Consider the following 20452-nt stretch of genomic DNA (forward strand, 5'->3'; position numbering starts at 1 on the left):
AGCAGGAGTGGGGCTTCGTGAGCCGTCCTCGGGAACTGGGAGTCGTCCATGGCCGACCGCTATCTGCGCTTGACCGGCACCGCGCCCGGCCGCTTCCTCACCCGTCGGCTCGGGCTGCCGCAGCCCGCGGCGCTGACCCGCTGGTCCGCCGAGCGCCCCACCCTGGACGGCGGCCTGCTGCACCTCACGGCGGGCCGCTCCGCCCTCGACCTGGCTCCGGCCCTGGCCCGTACGGGAATCGGCCCGGCCGGCTCCGGCAGCACGGCCGCCGTCGTCCTGGACGCGACCGGGGTGCGGGACGTCGAAGCCCTGGCGGAGGTGCACGCCGCACTGCACCCCGTCCTGCGGTCGGTCGCATCGAGCGGACGCGTGGTCGTGCTCGGCGCGCCGCTCGACCCCGCCGACCACCACCAGGCCGCGGCCCAGCAGGCCCTGGAGGGCTTCACGCGCTCCCTCGGCAAGGAGATCGGCCGGGGCAGGACGGTGAACCTGGTCCGGCTCACGGACGCCGCCGCCGCGGAGTCCACCCTGCGCTTCCTGCTGTCGCCCAAGTCGGCCTACGTCAGCGGGCAGGTGATCGAGGTGGGAGCCGCCCGGGAGCCGGCCACCGAAGAGCCGACCCCCGCCGACCCGGACCGCCCGCTGTCCGGCCGCACCGCTCTGGTCACCGGCGCCGCCCGGGGCATCGGCGAAGCGGTCGCCGAGACCCTGGCGAGGGACGGGGCCCGGGTCGTGGTGCTCGACGTGCCGCAGGCCGAGCAGGACGCCCGGCGCGTCGCCGAACGGCTCGGCGGCACCGCGCTGGCGCTCGACATGACGGCCGCCGACGCGGGTGCCCGGATCGCCGAGGCCCTTCCCGATGGCCTTGACGTGCTGATCCACAACGCGGGCATCACCCGTGACCGGCGCCTGGTGAACATGCCCGCCGAACGCTGGATCTCCGTGCTGGAGGTGAACCTGGCGAGCGTGCTGCGCACCACGGACGCCCTGCTCAAGGAGGGCACGCTGAGGCGCGGCGGCCGGATCGTGGCCACCGCCTCGATCGCGGGGATCGCCGGAAACGCCGGCCAGACCAACTACGGCGCGAGCAAGGCGGGTGTCGTCGGCCTGGTCCGCTCCCTCGCGCCGCGCGCGCTCGACGAGCACGGCGTGACGGTCAACGCGGTCGCACCCGGCTTCATCGAGACGAAGATGACGGCGGCCGTCCCGCTGTTCATCCGCGAGGCGGGCCGCCGGATGAACTCCCTCGCGCAGGGCGGCCTCCCGGCCGACGTCGCCGAGACCACCGCCTGGCTGGCCCACCCGGCCTCGGGCGCGGTCAACGGCCAGGTCGTCCGCGTCTGCGGCCAGAGCCTGCTGGGGGCGTGATGGCCGACTTCACCGCGCTCACCCTCGCCCGGCCCCCTTCCCTCGCCCCGCTCCTGGCCCGCGGTGCCCTGCTGTCCCCCCTCAAACGCCCCGGTCCCGAAGCGGAGTTCCCCCGTACCCGGCTCGTCCTGCCCGGCGTGCGCGTCGACCTCGCCCGGCTCGCGGCCTACGAGCGGGCCTGCGGGTTCCCCGTCGGGGAGGACGAACTGCCGGTGACCTATCCGCACGTGCTCGGATTCCCCCTGGCCATGCGGCTGATGAGCGGCCGGGACTTTCCGCTGCCGCTGCTCGGCCTGGTCCACACGTCGATCACCGTCACCCGGCACGAGCGGATGCCGCCCGGCGGAGAGTACGAACTCGGCGTGCACGTGGAGGGGTTGGCTCCCCACCGGCGCGGCACGGAGGCCACGGTCGTCACCGAGGTGCGCCGCGGTGGTGCCGTCGTATGGGAGTCGAGCAGCACGTACCTGGCCCGGCACCGCACGCACCGGCTGTCCGCGGCCTCCCGGGAGCCGGAGGCGCGGGAGCCGCTCCCCCCGGTCGACGAGTGGCGGCTCGCCGGTGATGTGGGGCGCCGCTACGGGGCCGCCTCCGGGGACCGCAACCCGATCCATCTGCACCCGCTCACGGCCCGGCTGTTCGGCTTCCCCCGGGCCATCGCGCACGGCATGTGGACCGTGGCCCGCTGCCTCGCCGCACGGGACGTCCCCCACCGGTGCCATCTGCGCGCGGAGTTCCGGGCTCCGGTCCTGCTGCCCGGGACGGTGACGTACGCGGCGCGGGACGGCCGGTTCGAGCTGCGCGGCCCGCGGGACCGCATCCATGTGACGGGGGAGGTCTACCCGACGTGAGGGCCCGGCGGCTCCTCCTCAGGCGCCCAGGGCCGCCCCTCCATCAGGTCGCCGAGTCCCGCCCAGGCGAAGTTCATCAGCGTGGCCGCGGCCTGGCGGGCCGTGACGCCCGGGGTGGCGTTGGCCCACGCGGCGAGCGACTCGGCGGCGCCGACCAGCGCCTCGGCGAGCCCTGCGACCTCGCGCTCCGGCAGATCCGGGTCACGGTGGGCCTCGCGGGCGCCGGCCAGGATCAGCTGGGTCACGAAGACGACGATCTCCTCGCGCATCGCGGCGACCTCGGCGGCGAACGGCTCGCCGTGCGTACGGGCCTGGAGGTGCAGGACCGACCACGCGTCCGGGTTCTCGCCGGTGTGCGCGAAGAAGGCGCCGAGCCCTTCCCAGAGCTGCCGGTCGGCGGGCAGGTCGCGGCGGACCCCGGCCCGTACCGCCTCGACGAGGGCCTTCGCCTCGCGACGGATGCAGGCGGTGAAGAGGTCTTCCTTGGAGTTGAGGTACAGGTACACCAACGGCTTGGACACGCCCGCGAGTTCGGCGATCTCGTCCATCGACGCGGCCATGTAGCCCCGCTGGCCGAAGATCCGCACGGCGGCGTCCAGCATCTGCTGCTCACGGACCGCGCGCGGCATCCGCTTGGTCTTCACGGCACCCATAGCGCTTAGCGTACGGGCCCCCTGGGCAGGCCCTCGCCCGGGAAGCCGGGGGAGGACCGCTCAGGGGGCCCGTGCGACACGTGCGGCAGGTCCGGCCGTCAGGCGGTCGCGCCGACCGGCTCGGTCCGGTCGCGCGGCTCGTCGAGCGGCTCGTCCAGGGAGGAGCCGTCGGCCGTGGCGTAGGCGTCGCGGTCGAGCAGGTTCTCGCGGGCCGAGACCAGGACCGGGATCAGCGCCTGCCCGGCGACGTTGGTCGCGGTACGCATCATGTCGAGGATCGGGTCGATCGCGAGGAGCAGACCGACGCCCTCCATCGGCAGGCCGAGGGTGGAGAGGGTGAGGGTCAGCATGACCGTCGCACCGGTGAGACCGGCGGTCGCGGCCGAGCCGACCACCGACACGAACGCGATCAGCAGGTAGTCGCCGACGCCCAGCTGGATGTCGAAGATCTGGGCGACGAAGATCGCGGCGATGGCCGGGTAGATCGCGGCGCAGCCGTCCATCTTGGTCGTCGCGCCGAACGGCACGGCGAAGGAGGCGTACTCCTTCGGCACGCCGAGCCGCTCGGTGACCTTCTGCGTCAGCGGCATGGTGCCCACGGACGAGCGGGAGACGAAGGCCAGCTGGATCGCCGGCCAGGCGCCCTTGAAGAACTGGATCGGGTTGGCCTTGGCGACGGTGGCGAGCAGGGTCGGGTAGACCACGAACAGGACGATCGCGCAGCCGACGTAGATGTCGACGGTGAAGGTGGCGTACTTGCCGATCAGGTCCCAGCCGTAGGTGGCGATGGCGTGGCCGATGAGGCCGACGGTGCCGATCGGGGCGAGCCGGATGACCCACCACAGCGCCTTCTGCAGGAGGCTGAGGACGGACTCGCTCAGGGTGAGGATCGGCTGGGCCTTCTCGCCGAGCTGGAGGGCCGCGATGCCGGCGACGGCGGCCATGAAGACGATCTGCAGCACGTTCAGCTGGGTGAACGGCGTGATGACGTCGGTCGGGATGATGCCCGTCAGGAAGTCGATCCAGGAGCCGGTGTCCTCGGGCTTCCCGCCGTCCTTGGGCGTGAGGCCGGTACCGGCGCCGGGGTTGGTCAGCAGGCCGATGACCAGGCCGATGCTGACCGCGATCAGCGAGGTGATCATGAACCAGAGGAGGGTCTGCGAGGCCAGGCGGGCCGCGTTGTTGACCTTCCTCAGGTTGGTGATCGAGACCAGGATCGCGAAGAAGACGAGCGGGGCGACCGCGAGCTTCAGCAGCCCGATGAAGGTGTCGCCGACCTTTTCCAGTGTGGTGGTCAGCCAGGACACGTCCTGGTCGCGGGCGAGCCAGCCGAGCAGCACACCCAGGACGAGACCGGCGATTATCTGGGCCCAGAAGGGCACCTTGAAGGACTTCGTGTGTGAGGACACGGACTGACTCCGTTGGGGGGACGCGTAGGAAAGCTGACGTGGGAGGGGCGGTGGGGGGTTGCGTTACGTCAGGAACGACAGAAAGCGGACGCGCACCGACAGAGATCCACGTGCAGCCGCGCCACGAGCGGAGCGCTCAGGGGCGAATGGGGCGCGACTGCTGACTTCATACCACGACCTTAACACCTGAACTTTGGGGACCCCAAAGCCTTTCTTTGACAGGTGACGACGCACACACACCCATACAACGCAATGCGCCCCGTTTCCGAGCATGTACGGAAACGGGGCGCAGCGAACGCGCGAGGGGCGCTGGGCGCAAGGGGCGCCGGGGGGAGACCTACGAGGTCTGCCCCTGAGTGCGGGCCGTGTCGTCGGCGGCGTCCTCCTGGCTGCGGTTGGCGTCCAGGTTGGCCTTCATCCGGTCGACGCGCTGCGCGACCTGCACGGACGCGCGGTCCCGCTCCTTGCGCAGGACGACGAAGCTGATCGGCGCGGAGATCAGCAGGGCGAGGAGGACGACCCACAGCCCGTTGCTGTTGCCCAGCCCGCGCGGGGCGATGCCGGTGTAGACGGCGCCCCAGACGACCACGAGGCAGCCCACGAAGACTCCGAGGCGCATCAGTGTGTAGCGGAGCATCTCAATCCACTCTTCCGTTTCGAACGGCCGGAACGCACCCCAAAGGGGCACCGTCCAGTGAAGCACGCCGAGCGGCCGGTCCTGCACGGGGGTCTTCGACGGTCAGGCGAGGGGCTGCAGCATGATGACGTCGTCCCGGTCCTCCCCCGGCGCCACCCGGATCGCCCCGGGGATGCGCCCGACCTCCTTGTAGCCGCAGGCCTCGTAGAACCGCTCGAGACCGAGGCCGCCCCGGCAGGTCAGCCGGATCGCCTCGATCCCGTCCATCCCCCGGGCCGCGTCGGCGGCGGCGCCCAGCAGGTCCCGGCCATAACCCTTGCCCTGGTGCCGCGGGTGCACCATCACCGTGTACAGCCAGAGCCAGTGCGTCATCAGGTGATGCGTGTTGAAGGTCAGAAACGCGGTCGCCGCGACCCGCCCCTCCTCGTCGTGCCCGACGAGGAGCTTGACCCGCCCCTCGGCCATCGACGCGAAGTGGTTCACCAGCGCGGGGCGGATCTCCTCCCGCGTCACCGGCGGCACGTATCCGACGGCTCCGCCGGCGTTGGAGACATCGGTCCACAGGTCGAGCAGACCGTCACGCAGCTCGGGCGTGACGGCGGGTTCGAGCGTGAGCGTAAGGGGCATACGGCAATCTTAGCTATTACGACAGGGCGTCGCCCGCGTCACCCTCAGGTCCGACACCAGCCCCCGGTGAGCGGCCTCCCGCCGAGCGGAAAGCCCACCGCGATCACACCCGCATGGGCTGCGGCGACTCGCGACGCTCCGGGTCGGGCCCGTCATACTCCCGAATGATCTCGTACCGCGTGTTCCGCTCCACGGGCCGGAACCCGGCATCACGAATGAGGTCGAGCAAGTCCTCACGCGTCAGCTTGTTCGGCGTCCCGTAGTTGTCCGCGTCATGAGTGATCTTGTACTCGACGACGGATCCGTCCATGTCGTCCGCCCCGTGCTGCAGCGCGAGCTGCGCCGTCTGCACCCCGTGCATGACCCAGAACACCTTCACGTGCGGCACATTGTCGAACAGCAGCCGCGACACCGCGAAGGTCTTCAGCGCCTCGGCCCCGGTCGCCATCTGCGTCCGCGCCTGGAGCCGGTTGCGCACCTTGCCGTCCTGCATGTCGACGAAGTCGTGCTGGTACCGCAGCGGGATGAAGACCTGGAAGCCCCCGGTCTCGTCCTGCAGCTCACGCAGCCGCAGTACGTGGTCCACCCGGTGACGGGGCTCCTCGATGTGCCCGTACAGCATCGTGCACGGGGTCTTCAGACCCTTCTCGTGCGCGAGCCGGTGGATCCGCGACCAGTCCTCCCAGTGGGTGCGGTGGTCCACGATGTGCTGCCGGACCTCCCAGTCGAAGATCTCGGCGCCACCACCGGTGAGGGACTCGAGCCCGGCGTCGATGAGCTCGTCGAGGATCTCCGACGCGCTCATCCCCGAGATGGTCTCGAAGTGGTGGATCTCCGTCGCCGTGAACGCCTTCAGCGAGACGTCCGGCAGCGCGGCCTTCAGCTCCCGCAGCGACCGCGGGTAGTACCGCCACGGCAGGTTCGGGTGCAGCCCGTTGACGATGTGCAGCTCGGTGAGGTTCTCGCCCTCCATCGCCTTCGCGAGCTTGACGGCCTCCTCGATGCGCATCGTGTACGCGTCCTTCTCCCCCGGCTTGCGCTGGAAGGAGCAGTACGCGCAGGAGGCCGTGCACACGTTCGTCATGTTGAGGTGACGGTTGACGTTGAAGTGCACGACGTCGCCGTTCTTGCGGGTGCGCACCTCGTGCGCCAGGCCGCCGAGCCAGGCCAGGTCGTCCGACTCGTACAGCGCGATGCCGTCCTCACGGGTCAGGCGCTCACCCGCCCTGACCTTCTCCTCCAGCTCGCGCTTGAGCCCGAGATCCATGCCCACACCTTTCTACGACGACGTCCCAACCGTACGACTACGCGTCTACTCCTCTTCGGGCAGCTCCCCGACCCGGTTCTCCCACTTCGTGGAGAGCACGATCGTCGTACGCGTCCGGGAGACGCCCTCGATGCCGCTGAGCCGCCGGATCATCTTCTCCAGACCGTCGACGTCCGCCGCCCGCACCTTGAGCATGTACGAGTCGTCGCCCGCGATGAACCAGCAGTCCTCGATCTCCGAGAGGTCCTTCAGCCGCTGCGCCACGTCCTCGTGGTCGGTGGCGTCGGTGAGTGAGATGCCGATCAGGGCGGTGACGCCGAGGCCGAGCGAGGCGGCGTCGACGGTGGCCCGGTAGCCCGTGATGACCCCGGCCGCCTCCAGCCGGTTGATGCGGTCGGTGACACTGGGTCCCGACAGTCCGACGAGGCGTCCCAGCTCCGCGTAGGAGGCCCGGCCGTTCTCCCTCAGGGCCTGGATGAGCTGCCTGTCCACCGCGTCCATTGCGATCGAAGCCTTCCGCTGAAGTTGTTGAGTCCGATGAGGTTCGGGTGCTGCTCAGTCGTCGCGGTGCGCACCGCCGCCGAGTTCACCTTGCCAACGGCGGTAGAGCCGGTGCGGCACGCCCGCCGCGTCGAGTACGCGTCCGGCGACGAAGTCCACCAGGTCCTGGATGTGCGTCGCGCCCGCGTAGAAGGCGGGTGAGGCGGGCACGACCGTCGCGCCCGCGTCGTCGAGGGTGACCAGGTGGCGCAGGGTCTGACCGTTCAGCGGGGTCTCCCGTACGGCCACGATGAGCTTGCGGCCCTCCTTGAGGGTCACGCTCGCCGCCCGTTGCAGCAGGTCCTTCGACAGCCCGAGCGCGACACCCGCCACGCTCGCCGTCGAGGCGGGCACGATGAGCATGCCCTTGGTGGGGTACGACCCCGAGGAGGGCCCGGCGGCCAGGTCGCCGGCGCTCCAGTGCCGTACGGCGTCGATGTCGACGGAGAACGTGCCCGGCTTGCCGTCGGCGCCCCGGGACAGCCATTCCCGCAGGTCCGCCTGCCAGTGGGCGTCCCGGAAGGAGATCCCGGTCTCGTCCAGCAGGGTGAGCCGGGAGGCCCGGGACACCACGAGGTCGACGCTCTCGCCGGCGTCCAGCAGCGCGCGCAGCACGGCAGCCGCGTACGGCGTGCCGGAGGCCCCTGAGACCCCCACGATCCAAGGCGTGCGCTGCATTTCCCCTGCGTTCACACCTTGAGCCTACCGGCGTGACGGTCCGTGTTCAGGACCGGCCGGGTCGTTCCCGGCAGGGGGCCGCCGACCTCGGCAGCTGCCCCCTACACCGTCAGGCCACGCGCCAGGAGATCCAGCAGCGCGCACACGAACAGGGCGATGCCGATGAAGCCGTTGACGCTGAAGAAGGCGCGGTTCACTCGGGAGAGGTCGTGGGGGCGGACGATCGAGTGTTCGTAGAGGAACGCTCCGGCGACGACCACCAGCCCCAGCCAGAAGAAGGCGCCGGCGCCGGTGGCGAGGGCGTACCAGACGAAGAGGGCCGTGGTGAGGGTGTGGCAGACGCGGGCGCCCCAGATCGCCGCCGGGATGCCGAAGCGGGCCGGGACGGACATGACGCCGATCTCGCGGTCGGTCTCCACGTCCTGGCAGGCGTAGATCAGGTCGAAGCCGCCGATCCAGATGCCCACGGCGAGGCCGAGGAGCACCGCTTCCCAGGACCACTCTCCCGAGATCGCCAGCCAGCCGCCGACCGGGCCCATCGCCTGGGCGAGGCCGAGGATGGCCTGCGGGAAGTTCGTGAACCGCTTGCCGTACGGATAGACCACCATCGGGATCACCGCGATGGGGGCCAGCGCCAGGCACAGGGGGTTCAGCAGGGCGGCAGCCCCCAGGAAGACGGCCAGGGCGATCAGCGCGCCCGTCCAGGCGTGCTTCACCGACATCGCGCCGGTCACCAGCTCGCGCTTCGCCGTGCGCGGGTTCCGCGCGTCGATCTCCCGGTCGATGATCCGGTTGACCGCCATCGCGAAGGTGCGCAAGCCCACCATGCACACGGTGACCAGCAGCAGCCGGCCCCAGTGGATGTTCTTGTCCCACTGGAACATCGCCGTGAGCGCGGCGATGTAGGCGAAGGGCAGCGCGAAGACCGAGTGCTCGATCATCACCAGCCGGAGGAAGGCCTTGGTACGTCCCGGCTGGGGGATCGCGGCGGAAGCGGAGGTCACAGCCCGTACTCCTTCCAGCGGCGGTCCACCTTCGCCGCCGTCTCCGGGTCCGACTCGACCATGTCGGGCCAGCCGCCGTCGCGCGTGTAGCCCTCCTCGGGCCACTTCCTCGTCGCGTCGATACCGGCCTTGCCACCCCAGAACTGCTGGTAGGAGGCGTGGTCGAGGTGGTCGACCGGGCCCTCGACGATCGACAGGTCGCGGGCGTAGTCCGTGTTGCCCAGCGCCCGCCAGGCGACCTCGTGCAGGTCGTGCACGTCGCAGTCGGAGTCGACGACCACGATCAGCTTGGTCAGCGACATCATGTGCGCGCCCCAGATCGCGTGCATCACCTTCTGCGCGTGCTTGGGGTACTTCTTGTCGATCGAGACGACCGCGCAGTTGTGGAAGCCGCCCGCCTCCGGCAGGTGGTAGTCCACGATGTCCGGCACGATGATCTTCAGCAGCGGCAGGAAGAAGCGTTCCGTCGCCCGTCCCAGCGGCCCGTCCTCCGTCGGCGGCCTGCCCACGACGATCGACTGGAGCAGCGGCCGCTTCCGCATCGTCACGCAGTCGATGGTCAGCGCCGGGAAGGGCTCCTGCGGCGTGTAGAAGCCGGTGTGGTCGCCGAAGGGCCCCTCGGGCAGCATCTCACCGGGCTCCAGCCAGCCCTCGATGACGACCTCGGCCTGCGCCGGCACCTGGAGCGGCACGGTCTTGCAGTCGACCATCTCGATCCGCTTGCCCGCGAGGAACCCGGCGAACAGGTACTCGTCGATGTCCCCCGGCAGCGGGGCGGTGGAGGCGTACGTCACGGCGGGCGGACACCCGAAGGCGATCGCGACGGGCAGCCGCTCGCCCCTGCGCGCGGCCACCTGGTAGTGGTTCCGGCTGTCCTTGTGGATCTGCCAGTGCATGCCGATGGTGCGCTTGTCGTGCCGCTGGAGGCGGTACAGCCCGAGATTGCGGACGCCGCTCTCCGGGTCCTTGGTGTGGGTCAGCCCCAGGTTGAAGAACGACCCGCCGTCCTTCGGCCAGGTGAAGAGGGCGGGGAGCTGGTCGAGGTCGACGTCGTCCCCGGTCAGGACGACTTCCTGCACGGGCCCGTCCTTCACCTTCTTCGGCGGTACGTGCGTCATCGCGCCGAGCTTGCCGAAGGCCTCGCGGACACCGACGAAGCCGTGCGGCAGCTCGGGCTTCAGCAGCCCGCCGATCCGCTCGGTGATCTCGGCGTACGACTTCAGGCCCAGGGCCTTCAGCAGCCGCCGGTCCGTGCCGAACACGTTCATCGCCAGCGGCATGCTCGACCCGCGCACGTTCTCGAAGAGCAGGGCGGGGCCGCCGGACTTCTGGACCCGGTCGACGATCTCCCCGACCTCCAGATACGGGTCGACCTCGGCCTTGATGCGCTTGAGGTCACCCTCGCGCTCCAGCGCCCTGAGCAGGGAGCGAAGATCGTCGTAAGCCATGGGGTCCAGTATCCCCGAGCCGCTACCCTGGCCTGGAACCACCCACCGCTTTCGCTGAGAGGCCGCATGCTCCGGGTACTGATGTTCCTCGTGCCGCTGGCGCTCAGCGTGTACGCGTTCATCGACTGCATCAGCACGAAGGACGACGAGATCCGCCACATGCCCAAGCCGCTGTGGGCGCTGCTGGTGCTGGTGTTCCCGCTCGTCGGGTCGATCTCCTGGCTGATCGCCGGCAAGAAGCGGGTGCCCGCGGCGGAGCGCCCCCGGCAGTGGGTGGCGCCGGACGACAATCCCGACTTCCTGAAGTCCCTCGACGAGGACAAGAGCGAGGACAAGAACAGGGACGACGACCCGAGGCGCGACGAGTCCTGAAGGCACCGGCACTTTCGCCCGTGTGAAACCCCTTGCCCTCGGTAAGCACATGGTCGCCAATGGTGCCCATGGAGACACAGCAGCCACCGGGGCAGTGGGACGTACCGCCCCCGCCGTCCACTCCGCCGCGCGCCATGACGGACGTCGAACTCCGGGTCCACAAGCGCCTGTTATGGGTCGGCACGGCCGCCTACCCCCTGCGCAACATCGCCCGGGTGTACACCTTCACCCTGTACCCCAAGCGCAAGGAGGCGGTCTTCCGCTTCCTGACCCGCGCCGCGGTCACCCTCGCCGTGGGGGTCGGTCTGTCGATCATCGGCGGCCTGACGTTCATCGACAGCAATTCCACGGGCACCGGGGTCCTCACTTTCGTGTGGCTCTGTGCGGGCGCGGCGCTGGTCTACTTCTTCATGCGCATGCTGTCCGTCGTCACGGCCCAGTCGCACTACGTCCTCGCCGTCGAGACGGCCGGCCCCTCCACCGCGATGGTCACCAGCCGGAACCCGCAGCACCTCGACCAGCTCGTGGGCTACGTCGCGGGCGCGCTGGAGAACCCCGACACCGAGTTCCAGGTGACGGTGGAGCGCCTGACGATCAACTCGCCCACGAACTACCACTTCGGTGACAGCGTGAACATGTACGGCGGCAGCGGCAACACGGGGATCGCGGCATGAGCGGCAACAACTACCACTACGGCGACAACGTCAACATGCACGGCGGCAGCGGCAACACGGGCATCGTGAAGAACGGCACCACGGGCGACACGGACCCAGCCCTGCGGCTGGCCCTCGCCGAACTGATCCGCGAGGTACGGGAGCTGCGCGACCAGCTGCCGCAGCCGAGCGCGCAGCTCATCGACGAGTCCCTGCCCGTGCTGGCCGCGGACGCGGCGCCCGCGCAGGAGCGGCACCGTGCGCTGCTCGCCGTCGCCGCGATCGCCGCGGCCGTCGGAGCAGTGGGCCAGCCGGTGGCCGAGGCGGCCAACCGGATCCTGCAGATGGTGAGCGGGCAGTAGGTCAGCGCACGGAGTCGACGAACGCCGACCAGGCGGGCCGGGTGACGAGCAGGATCGGCCCGTCAGGGTTCTTGCTGTCGCGGACGGGGACGGTTTCGGGGAAATCGGGGGCTATTTCGATGCAGTTGCCGCCGTTTTCGCCGCTGTAGCTGCTCTTGATCCAGGTCGCCGCGCAGAGTTCGTGCCTCTTCATGCTGCTCGTACCCTTCCATCGCGTCGCTGATCAGGGCGACCGACTCGCGGACTGACAGAGCGTCTGCCCTGAGCACATCATAGGCGTGGCTATGACCTGTGTAGATGGTCGGATCGTCCGTGAAATGGCCGCGATCCAGCGACTCCGAGTACACCCACCGGTGCCCGTCCGGAAGCTCGATCAGGGACATGGAAACGTTGGGCCGCAGGAGGTTCGAGAAGCTCGCCGGAGCGACCTGGACACGGAAGTTGGGGCGCTGCCCGACGCCGAGTAGGTGGGCGCACTGATCTCGCATGATCGCCGCGCTTCCGACCATGTTGCGGAGACAGCTCTCATCCAGGACGACGATGTACAGCGGGCCGCCCTCCGCCAGGAAGCGCCGCTGTCGACTCAATCGGGCACGAGCCCGCTCCTCCACCTCGTCCCCCCTAGCAACACGCGTGAACAACGCGCGGACGTAGTCGCCCGTCTGCAACAGCCCTGGGATCACCCGCTCCTGGTACTCCCGGAGGGTCACAGCCACCTCGTCCATCTCGGCCCGCCGCCGGAACCAGTCCGGATGCTCCACCTGCGGATACCAGTCGATGCGGCCCCACAGTCGCGCCAACACCCCACCTGTGCCCAACAGTTCGTCACAGGTCTTGGCGAAGGTGTCCTGCGGCACCCGCGTGCCCGCCTCCACCCGCGCCACATGCGAACGGTCGCACGGGATCTGCCTGGCCAGACCCTCCTGCGTGAGCAGCGCGGCCTCGCGGAAGTGCCGCAGGACCTCCCCGAAGACCGCCGCCGTACTCGCCCCGCCGTTCCGTCGGCTCACGGCTCCCCCTCCGTGACAGAGCACCGGTGTCACACGCAAAGCATTGATCCGGACCGTTCCCCTGCGCAACGCTCACTACACCCAGAGTGACGGAGGTGTGCGAAATGGAACCGGGAACGCTCGTCTACGACCCCCACACGCGCAAGGTCGGTGTGTACCAGGACAGAACCGGCCCGTACGTGATGCTGCGTCCGGTCGGCGGCGGCCGGGAATGGCAGGCCGACCCGGCGAGGATCCGTACGGCGACCCCGGACGAACGGCTCAGCGCGGGCGTACGCGCGCTCAACGACCGTTCCAGAGAGGGCCTGTCGGCCGATCCGGCCCGACCGCCCTCCCCGGTGCCCGGGTGCACGGCCTGTGAGGGGCTGGCGCTGCGGCGGGACAGGGCGCGGGCTGCGTTCGACGGCAGTGCGGTGACGGACGCGAACGTACTGTTGCGCCAGCACCAACGCGACGAGCACGGTGGGGAACCGGCCGGCCGCAGGATCTTCCGGTACGTGCCGTACACGATCGTGCAGGACGAGTCGGCGCAGCCCGAGTACGAGGCGCGGTGCGTCTCGGGTGAAGAGGAGGACTGCGGGGCGGGTTCGGGTCCGTGCCGGGCGCCCGGCGAGGTGGAGGAGTGGCAGCGCAGGCACACCCAGGAGACGAGGCACCTGCGCTACCGCCGCAGCTTCGCGGACTACGCGGTGCTGGAACGGCAGGGCTGACGGGGCAACTGCCGGGGCCACGTCTCGACTCACCCTGCCGACAGCCCACCCCGCCCCAACGCCTTCACCTCCGGGACCTCCATCGATGACGAACGACCGCCGCCTCCGCCCCGTCGATCTGGCCCGGCTCGCCGGTGTCTCGGCGCAGCAGATCCGCAACTACGAGGAGGCCGGTGTGCTCCCGCCGGCCGCGCGGACCACGTCGGGCTACCGCGTCTTCGGCGAGGTGCACCGCGGCGCGCTGCTGGCGTACCGGACGCTGATGCGCGGGTACGGGCCGGTGACGGCGACGGACATCATGCGGGCCGTGCACGCGGGTGACGTGCCGGGCGCGCTCGCGCTGCTCGACGCCGCGCATGCCGCGCTGCACGAGGAGCGGGTGTCGCTGCGGGCGGCGAGCGAGGCCCTGGAACTGCTCGCGGCCGGGCCGCCCGCCCCGCTGCCGCGCTCGGGCGGGCTGCGCATCGGGGAGGTGGCCGGGCTGCTCGGCGTGCGGACCTCTGCGCTGCGGGTGTGGGAGGGGGCCGGGCTGCTCACGCCGGGACGCGAGCGCGGGACGGGGTACCGGGTGTACGAGCCGGCGGATGTGCGCGACGCCCGGCTCGTGCACACCCTGCGGCGCAGCCACTATCTGTTCGACCAGATCAGGCCGGTGCTGGAGGGGCTGCGGCGGGAGGGCGGCAGTGCGGCGCTGCGTGCGGCCGTGGCGGCGCGCGGCGAGGCGCTGACGGCGCGCACCAGGGTCATGATCGAGGGCGCGGGCGCACTGCACGCCCACCTCGACCGGCTCACCGCCGCCGAGGCGGGTTATGGAGGAGCCGGGCCGGGTCAGGGAGGAGCCGGGCCGGGTTAGGGAGCGACCGAGCCCGGTCAGGGAGCAGCCGGGCCTGGTCAGGAAGCGGCCGGGCCGGGTTAGGAAGGGCGGGGTCGGGTCATGGATGAGGTCATGGACCGGGCACAGGCGCGCACATGGCTCACGACCGCCGTCGAGGAGGCCCGCGCCGGGCTCGCCGAGGGCGGCATCCCGATCGGCGCCGCGCTGTACGGCGCCGACGGCACCCTGCTGGGCCGCGGCCACAACCGCCGCGTCCAGGACGGCGATCCGTCGCTGCACGCCGAGACGGCGGCATTCCGCGCGGCCGGGCGGCAACGCTCCTACCGGGGCACGACGATGGTGACGACCCTGTCGCCGTGCTGGTACTGCTCCGGGCTGGTGCGGCAGTTCGGCATCTCCCGCGTCGTGATCGGGGAGGACGTGACCTTCCACGGCGGCCACGACTGGCTCGCCGAGCACGGTGTGACGATCGTGCTGCTGGACGACGAGGAGTGCGTCGGCCTGATGCGGGACTTCATCGCGGGCGCCCCGGATCTGTGGAACGAGGACATCGGCGTCAACTGAGCGCACCGCCCGGGGTTCGCATCATCGTTCGGGATGCCATCCGTTCCATTGAAATGTGGCGACACCCGGTGTCGCCGGTGGCGGGTTCGCCATTCCTTTGGTCGGGTCTATCCCACCTGCGAACGGAGACGCCCTGTGCGAATGACCGACATCCAGCGCTGCGACGTACGACCTGGGCGACTCGTCGAATGGACGCTCAGCCCGGCCACCGTCGCGACGGCGAAGGCCCTGCCGGAGGACTCCCGGCCGCCCGCCTACATCCAGGAGTCGCATCTGCGGACGGCGCGGTCCGTGCGCGAGGACGGTCTGTTCGTACCCACGTGGCTCGGCGCGGCGTTCGACATCCCGGGGCGGGTCGACCTGGACGCGCTGGGTGAGGCGCTGCGCGGCTGGACGCTGCGGCACGAGACCCTGCGCAGCGGCTTCCGCTGGGCGGGCGGCCCGGGCGACTCGATCCGGCGTTTCACCCTCGACGAGGCCTCCGTCTCCCTGCACCGCGAGGACGCGGGCGAGTTCACCGACCCCGAGGCCCTGGCCCAGCACCTCCAGGACCGCTTCGACACCACCGCCGACGCGCTGCGCTGGCCGAACCTCATCTACACGGCCGTCGTCCGGGACGACAGCACCAGCGTGTACATGGCTTTCGACCACAGCAACGTCGACGCGTTCTCCATCTACCGCATCCCTGCGGAGATCCAGGAGCTCTACACCGCCCATCTCACCGGACACGCCCCGGAGCAGTCGCCGGTCTCCAGCTACGTCGACTTCTGCGAGGCCGAGCGGGCGAACGCGGACCGGCTCGACGCGGACCACGAGATCGTCGCCCGCTGGCGGGAGTTCATCCGGCGCTGCGACGGGCGGCTGCCGAGCTTCCCCGTGGACCTGGGGCTGGATCCCGAGGGCGGGCTGCCGACGCAGAAGCTCATGCGCGAGATGCTCGTCGACGCGGACGCCGCCGCCGCCTTCGAGGCGTACTGCCGCCCCTACGGCGGTTCGCTGGTCGGGGTCCTGGCGGCGACCGCCCTGATCGTCCACGAGATCGGCGGTGAGCCCGTGTACCGGACGGTGGTGCCCTTCCACACCCGGGCGAAGTCCGCGTACTCGGACTCGGTGGGCTGGTACGTCGGCGGCGCGCCGATCGAGGTGCCCGTCGCCGAGGCGCCCGACTTCCCCACCGCGCTCAAGACCGTACGCGCCGCGCTGCACGCCACCCGGCCGCTGGCCCGCATGCCGCTGGCCAGGGTGCTGCGGCTGCTCGGGGCGGACTTCCGGCCGACGTCCCCCGACATGTACTCGATCGTGTCGTTCGCCGACGCCCGCGGCATCCCCGAGTCCACGACCTGGACCGAGCGCAACGCCTATGGCCTGATCCGGGTGTCGTACGGCGACCAGGTCTGCGCCTGGCTCACGCGGCTCCACGAGGGCCTGTGGTTCGCGGCCCGCTACCCGGACACCGATGTCGCGCACAAGAACCTGCGGCTGTACGCGGAACGCCTGCGGGACGTCGTCACCGGCACGGTCTGCCGTCCGTAGCCGGGACCGACACGACGTCGCCCTGCCCGGACCCGCCGAGCAGGGCGTCGCAGCGTGTCGCGCGGCTACTCGCCGCGGCTCTCGAGGTACTCCTCGACCACATCGGGGTTGCGCCTCATCGCCGCCAGCAACTGGCCGCGCCGATAGCGGTTGCGGCCCTCCTCGACGCGCTTCTCCCAGCCTTCCCGGCCGTCGGCAAGCCGCTCGGTGATCAGGAACTCGATGACGTCCTCGATGCAAGGCCGGAAGCGTCTTCCCCCTACCGGGATGTGAAGCTTGTCGAGGGACCGCTTGTGATCGTTGTTCCTGTTCAGCGCCTCCAGTGCGGGCGATGTGCCGTACACCTGGACGTGCGCGCTGGTGTACTTGTCCTTCTCACGTTCGTAGTCCCAGTGGAGCAGACACGTCTCCAACGCCTCATCGGTGAAGATGCCGCAGTAGGACGAATGCACCGTCAGGAAGTCGGCCTCGTCGTCCAAGCGGACCTGGAACGAGAGGTTCATCCAGGAGCGCGGCTTCTTCTGGTCGATGCGGAGCGGGAACGCTGTCGGCTGGGTGGGGTTGGCGGCGGACAGACCGTGTCCGAGAGTGAAGACAGGACCGACGGCGGAACGCGGTCGCAGTACGGCGGCGATCCGCACGTGCTGGCACACGGTCCCGTTGAGGGTCTCCTGTAACTCCCTTGCGAACTTGTAGGCCTGTTTCGAAAGGTCAGAGGTCAACCGTGCCGCCGATGGACACCCACAGAGCATGTGCCTGCGACGAGGTGAAGCTTCCCTCCTTCGCCTGCTCTTCGAGCTCGGCGTAGGTGAGACCGAGCTCGTCCAGGGCTCGCTGCGCGGCGTCCCGGTAGTCGGCGTCGGACACGACGATCACGATGTCGTCCTCGTGGTCCGAAATCGCCCGCTCGTCAATCGTCACACTCATCGTCTACCCCCCAGACGGTTGTGGCGTGCTGCGTGACCTACACAGCATCGCGTATTCAACCGCTCGCCGACAGTTACATACCCCGGATGGCTGAATCTACCGGCCTTCAGGGCTTGTCGTCGCACATCCGTCCGTGGTCCCGTGCACCGAAGGCAGGGCCGGTGCACGGGAGGAGAGCTCAGACGCCCGCGTAGGAGTGCTTGCCGGAGACGAAGATGTTCACGCCGTAGTAGTTGAACAGCCAGCAGCCGAAGGCGATGAGGGCCAGGTAGGCGGCCTTGCGGCCCTTCCAGCCGGCGGTGGCGCGGGCGTGCAGGTAGCAGGCGTAGGCGACCCAGGTGATGAACGACCAGGTCTCCTTCGGGTCCCAGCCCCAGTAGCGGCCCCAGGCGTCGCCGGCCCAGATGGCGCCCGCGATGATCGTGAACGTCCACAGCGGGAAGACGGCCGCGTTGACGCGGTAGGAGAACTTGTCGAGGGAGGCGGAGGACGGCAGCCGCTCCAGGACGGAGGTCGCGAAGGTGCCGGGCGTGCCGCCGCTCGCGAGCTTGCTCTCGTAGGAGTCCTTGAAGAGGTACAGGATCGTGGCGACCGCGCCCACGTAGAAGACCGCGCCGCAGAAGATCGCCGTCGAGACGTGGATGTACAGCCAGTACGAGTGCAGGGCCGGGACCAGCTGGTCGCTGGCGGTGTAGAGGACCGTGACCGCCAGGCCCAGGTCGAGCAGGACCGAGGTGATCAGGAACAGGCCGAGCCAGCGCACGTTCTTCTTCAGGGCCAGCAGCCCGAGGTACACGCCGACGGCGACCGTGGAGAACGTGATGTTGAACTCGTACATGTTGCCCCACGGGGCGCGCTCCACCGACAGGGCGCGGGTGAGGACACCGGCGAACTCGACCAGGAAGGCGAGCACCGTGAGGGAGATGGCGATCCGGCCGTACAGGTCGCCCTGCTCGTCCCCGCCGTGCGCCCCGGGGCCGTCCGGCACGTCGCGCTGACCGGACGCGGCCCGCACGGTGACCTTGGGCCGCTCCAGCACGGCGGTGCCGCCGGCCTGGTTCACGGTGACGGCCGGGGCCGCCTTCTTGGCGTCCGCCTTGGTGGTGAGCGCGGCGGCGGTGCGGGCGACCTTGCTGCGGCTGCCGAAGAGCCATTCGGCGATGTACGCGAAGAAGGCCAGGGTGTAGACGGCCATCGCGGAGTAGATCAGGACGTTGCTGATGTTCGCGAGGTTTTCGTTGGTGGCGGCGGCGAGAGTCACTGCTTCTCAGCCCCTTCGGCAGGTACGGGGGGTTCGGTACCCGGCTCCTGATCGGGGTCGGGGGAATCTGCGGGGTCGTCGGGGCCGGGGGCGCCCGGTGCCTGCTCGTAGAGGTCGCCGGCGAGGTGGCCCAGTTCCTCGGGGACCTTGGCGGACTCGCTGCGGCCGAGGCCTGCCATCTCGACGACGGTGACGCCGTCGGCGCCCTTGACCGCGCGCACCCAGACGCGGCGGCGCTGGATGAACAGGGAGGCGGCGAGGCCGCCGATCGCGGCGAGGGCACCGGCGAGGGCCCAGCCGCTGCCGGGCTGCTGGACGACCTGGAAGCCGGCCCACTCCTTGATGTCCTTGCCGAAGGTGACCGTACCGGCGCCGTTCGGGAGCTTCATGGTCTCGCCGGGCTTGAGCAGCTTCTTGAAGAGCTTGCCCTTGGAGTCCTTGAACTCCTTCATGTTGGTGCGGTCCATCTGGTACACGCTCTGCGGGATGCCGGAGTCGGCCCCCAGGTCGCCGTGGTAGGCGGACAGCGCGAGCAGCGGATTGTCCAGCGCGGGGAACTGCGACAGCATCGTGCCGCTGGCGTGGCCGCCGAAGGTCGGCACGAGGAACGCGTTGAAGCCGAGCTGTTCCTTCTTGCCCTGGGCGTTGCGGTAGCCGTCGAGGACCTTGACGACACCGGAGGAGGTGACGTTGGCGTCCAGCGGCAGCAGCGGTACGGCGTCGTCGAAGACGACCTTGCCCTTGGCGTCGCGGACGGTGATGACGGGGGCGTAGCCGTGGCTGACGAGGTAGACCTTGGAGTCGCCGATCTCCAGCGGGTGGTTCACCTCGACGGTGTCGTTCTCGTCCTTGCCGTAGGCGCCCGTGCTGTAGGTGATGTCGGCCTTGTAGACGCGCGGGGTGCCCTTGTTGGGGCCGGTGCGCTCGTAGGTGCCGGTGAACTTCTTCAGGTTGAAGCTGAACGGCACCAGGTCGTCCTGGGTGAAGAGGTTGCCGGACTTGAAGTCGTCGTACTGGGTGAGGGTGTTGGCGAAGCCGCCGCCCTCGACGACCAGCTTGTTCCCCTCGGACTTGTACAGCTGGCCCCAGGCGAAGGCGGTCAGCATCACGATGAGGGCGATGTGGAAGGCGAGGTTGCCGACCTCGCGCAGGTAGCCCTTCTCGGCGGCGACCGCGCCCCCGGTGAGGTGGGTGCGGAAGCGGCGCTTCTTCAGCAGGGCCAGGGCGGCCTGGTGGACCTGCTCGGGTTCTGCGGTGGTGCGCCAGGTGGTGTGGGCGGGCAGCCGGTTCAGCCGCCGGGGCGCGCCGGGCGGCAGGCCGCGCAGCTGGCCGACGAACTGCCAGGTGCGCGGCACGATGCAGCCGATGAGGGAGACGAACAGCAGGATGTAGATCGCGGAGAACCACACCGAGCTGTAGACGTGGAACATGCCGATCTTGTCGTAGACGTCCCCGAGGGCCGGGTGGGCCTTGCGGAAGTCGGCGACCTTCGTCTCGTCCTGGCCGGACTGCGGGATGAGCGAGCCGGGGATCGCGCCGAGGGAGAGCAGCAGGAGCAGCAGCAGGGCGACCCGCATGGAGGTGAGCTGCCGCCAGAACCAGCGGACCCAGCCGACGACGCCCAGGGCGGGCAGGTTGGGCGCGTCCTCCTTGGGGGCGGTGGACAGCTGGGAGCCGGCGTCGCCCAGCTCCTGGTCCTCGGCGGCTGAGGGGGCCGGGTCGGAGGCGGTGGTCTTGCTCATG

At 70.1% G+C, this 20452-nt stretch carries 24 protein-coding genes and 1 pseudogene; 9 read left to right on the plus strand and 16 right to left on the minus strand.

The features are described 5' to 3' along the window. Positions 1 to 48 precede the first annotated feature (48 nt). Together ACFCXS_RS03420 and ACFCXS_RS03425 are read left to right on the plus strand one after the other, a co-directional pair. Entirely contained in the window at positions 49 to 1368 is a 1320-nt protein-coding gene (locus tag ACFCXS_RS03420) for a 3-oxoacyl-ACP reductase (protein WP_376641394.1), read from the plus strand. After that, positions 1368 to 2219, plus strand: coding sequence for a MaoC family dehydratase (locus tag ACFCXS_RS03425; RefSeq protein ID WP_376641395.1), 852 nt, complete (start codon positions 1368 to 1370; stop codon positions 2217 to 2219). Before ACFCXS_RS03420 ends, ACFCXS_RS03425 begins: the two co-directional genes overlap by 1 nt. Here ACFCXS_RS03425 and ACFCXS_RS03430 read toward each other — a convergent pair. The 10 genes and pseudogenes from ACFCXS_RS03430 to ACFCXS_RS03475 form a co-directional block, all read right to left on the minus strand. Further along, complete coding sequence (locus tag ACFCXS_RS03430; protein ID WP_376641396.1) at positions 2207 to 2872, minus strand: TetR/AcrR family transcriptional regulator; 666 nt, start codon at positions 2870 to 2872, stop codon at positions 2207 to 2209. The two genes, ACFCXS_RS03425 and ACFCXS_RS03430, sit on opposite strands and share 13 nt — an antisense overlap. 98 nt (positions 2873 to 2970) lie before the next feature. Next, positions 2971 to 4281: a dicarboxylate/amino acid:cation symporter gene (locus tag ACFCXS_RS03435; protein WP_376641397.1), complete on the minus strand. Its 1311-nt coding sequence runs from the start codon at positions 4279 to 4281 to the stop codon at positions 2971 to 2973. 68 nt (positions 4282 to 4349) lie between these two features. Further along, positions 4350 to 4409: pseudogene (locus ACFCXS_RS03440) on the minus strand (putative leader peptide); the annotation flags it as partial. 209 nt (positions 4410 to 4618) lie between these two features. Continuing rightward, positions 4619 to 4918 carry a DUF4229 domain-containing protein gene (locus ACFCXS_RS03445; RefSeq protein ID WP_104787322.1) on the minus strand — a complete coding sequence of 100 codons (300 nt, stop codon included), beginning with the start codon at positions 4916 to 4918 and terminating at the stop codon, positions 4619 to 4621. Positions 4919 to 5020: 102 nt separating this feature from the next. Next, positions 5021 to 5545 carry a GNAT family N-acetyltransferase gene (locus tag ACFCXS_RS03450; protein WP_376641398.1) on the minus strand — a complete coding sequence of 175 codons (525 nt, stop codon included), beginning with the start codon at positions 5543 to 5545 and terminating at the stop codon, positions 5021 to 5023. Positions 5546 to 5648: 103 nt separating this feature from the next. Next, entirely contained in the window at positions 5649 to 6812 is a 1164-nt protein-coding gene (gene mqnE, locus ACFCXS_RS03455; RefSeq protein WP_376641399.1) for an aminofutalosine synthase MqnE, read from the minus strand. Between the two features lie 45 nt (positions 6813 to 6857). Beyond that, a complete protein-coding gene (locus tag ACFCXS_RS03460; protein ID WP_376641400.1) occupies positions 6858 to 7313 on the minus strand; it encodes an Lrp/AsnC family transcriptional regulator in 456 nt (151 codons plus the stop codon). Positions 7314 to 7367: 54 nt separating this feature from the next. Continuing rightward, complete coding sequence (locus ACFCXS_RS03465; RefSeq protein WP_376641518.1) at positions 7368 to 8030, minus strand: UbiX family flavin prenyltransferase; 663 nt, start codon at positions 8028 to 8030, stop codon at positions 7368 to 7370. 101 nt (positions 8031 to 8131) lie between these two features. Further along, on the minus strand, positions 8132 to 9034 hold the full coding sequence (mqnP, locus tag ACFCXS_RS03470; RefSeq protein ID WP_376641401.1) for a menaquinone biosynthesis prenyltransferase MqnP: 903 nt from the start codon (positions 9032 to 9034) through the stop codon (positions 8132 to 8134). Beyond that, positions 9031 to 10482, minus strand: coding sequence for a menaquinone biosynthesis decarboxylase (locus ACFCXS_RS03475; RefSeq protein ID WP_376641402.1), 1452 nt, complete (start codon positions 10480 to 10482; stop codon positions 9031 to 9033). The genes mqnP and ACFCXS_RS03475 overlap by 4 nt, the downstream gene beginning before the upstream one ends. A 66-nt stretch (positions 10483 to 10548) precedes the next feature. On the opposite strand from ACFCXS_RS03475, the gene ACFCXS_RS03480 reads away from it, so the two are divergent. From ACFCXS_RS03480 to ACFCXS_RS03490, 3 genes are all read left to right on the plus strand, one after another. Beyond that, complete coding sequence (locus tag ACFCXS_RS03480; protein ID WP_376641403.1) at positions 10549 to 10854, plus strand: PLD nuclease N-terminal domain-containing protein; 306 nt, start codon at positions 10549 to 10551, stop codon at positions 10852 to 10854. A 68-nt stretch (positions 10855 to 10922) separates the two neighbouring features. Next, positions 10923 to 11528 carry a DUF6232 family protein gene (locus ACFCXS_RS03485; protein ID WP_376641404.1) on the plus strand — a complete coding sequence of 202 codons (606 nt, stop codon included), beginning with the start codon at positions 10923 to 10925 and terminating at the stop codon, positions 11526 to 11528. Then, positions 11525 to 11869, plus strand: a complete 345-nt coding sequence (locus ACFCXS_RS03490) for a hypothetical protein (protein WP_376641405.1) — start codon at positions 11525 to 11527, stop codon at positions 11867 to 11869. Before ACFCXS_RS03485 ends, ACFCXS_RS03490 begins: the two co-directional genes overlap by 4 nt. Position 11870: 1 nt before the next feature. Here the strand turns inward: ACFCXS_RS03490 and ACFCXS_RS03495 are convergent, their stop codons facing one another. Continuing rightward, positions 11871 to 11984, minus strand: a complete 114-nt coding sequence (locus ACFCXS_RS03495) for a DUF397 domain-containing protein (RefSeq protein WP_376641519.1) — start codon at positions 11982 to 11984, stop codon at positions 11871 to 11873. Next, positions 11932 to 12879: a Scr1 family TA system antitoxin-like transcriptional regulator gene (locus tag ACFCXS_RS03500; RefSeq protein ID WP_376641406.1), complete on the minus strand. Its 948-nt coding sequence runs from the start codon at positions 12877 to 12879 to the stop codon at positions 11932 to 11934. Before ACFCXS_RS03500 ends, ACFCXS_RS03495 begins: the two co-directional genes overlap by 53 nt. A 104-nt stretch (positions 12880 to 12983) precedes the next feature. Between ACFCXS_RS03500 and ACFCXS_RS03505 the strand changes: the two genes are divergently transcribed. The 4 genes from ACFCXS_RS03505 to ACFCXS_RS03520 all read left to right on the plus strand — a co-directional run bounded on the left by ACFCXS_RS03505 (position 12984) and on the right by ACFCXS_RS03520 (position 16521). Beyond that, on the plus strand, positions 12984 to 13589 hold the full coding sequence (locus ACFCXS_RS03505) for a hypothetical protein (protein WP_376641407.1): 606 nt from the start codon (positions 12984 to 12986) through the stop codon (positions 13587 to 13589). Between the two features lie 85 nt (positions 13590 to 13674). Continuing rightward, complete coding sequence (locus tag ACFCXS_RS03510; protein WP_376641408.1) at positions 13675 to 14442, plus strand: MerR family transcriptional regulator; 768 nt, start codon at positions 13675 to 13677, stop codon at positions 14440 to 14442. Positions 14443 to 14535: 93 nt separating this feature from the next. Next, the gene (locus ACFCXS_RS03515; protein WP_376641409.1) at positions 14536 to 14988 is read left to right on the plus strand and encodes a nucleoside deaminase; all 453 of its coding nucleotides are present in this window, start codon (positions 14536 to 14538) and stop codon (positions 14986 to 14988) included. Between the two features lie 135 nt (positions 14989 to 15123). Continuing rightward, the gene (locus tag ACFCXS_RS03520) at positions 15124 to 16521 is read left to right on the plus strand and encodes a condensation domain-containing protein (RefSeq protein WP_376641410.1); all 1398 of its coding nucleotides are present in this window, start codon (positions 15124 to 15126) and stop codon (positions 16519 to 16521) included. A gap of 65 nt (positions 16522 to 16586) precedes the next feature. Here ACFCXS_RS03520 and ACFCXS_RS03525 read toward each other — a convergent pair whose 3' ends face one another. The 4 genes from ACFCXS_RS03525 to ACFCXS_RS03540 form a co-directional block, all read right to left on the minus strand. Then, a complete protein-coding gene (locus ACFCXS_RS03525; RefSeq protein ID WP_376641411.1) occupies positions 16587 to 17174 on the minus strand; it encodes a hypothetical protein in 588 nt (195 codons plus the stop codon). A gap of 58 nt (positions 17175 to 17232) precedes the next feature. Further along, entirely contained in the window at positions 17233 to 17448 is a 216-nt protein-coding gene (locus ACFCXS_RS03530; protein WP_376641412.1) for a hypothetical protein, read from the minus strand. Positions 17449 to 17626: 178 nt separating this feature from the next. Beyond that, positions 17627 to 18709, minus strand: a complete 1083-nt coding sequence (gene ccsB / locus ACFCXS_RS03535) for a c-type cytochrome biogenesis protein CcsB (RefSeq protein WP_376641413.1) — start codon at positions 18707 to 18709, stop codon at positions 17627 to 17629. Further along, positions 18706 to 20451: a cytochrome c biogenesis protein ResB gene (locus tag ACFCXS_RS03540; protein WP_376641414.1), complete on the minus strand. Its 1746-nt coding sequence runs from the start codon at positions 20449 to 20451 to the stop codon at positions 18706 to 18708. The genes ccsB and ACFCXS_RS03540 overlap by 4 nt, the downstream gene beginning before the upstream one ends. Position 20452: the final 1 nt, after the last annotated feature.

It is taken from the genome of Streptomyces sp. NPDC056373 (genome assembly GCF_042262425.1).
Classification (GTDB): domain Bacteria; phylum Actinomycetota; class Actinomycetes; order Streptomycetales; family Streptomycetaceae; genus Streptomyces.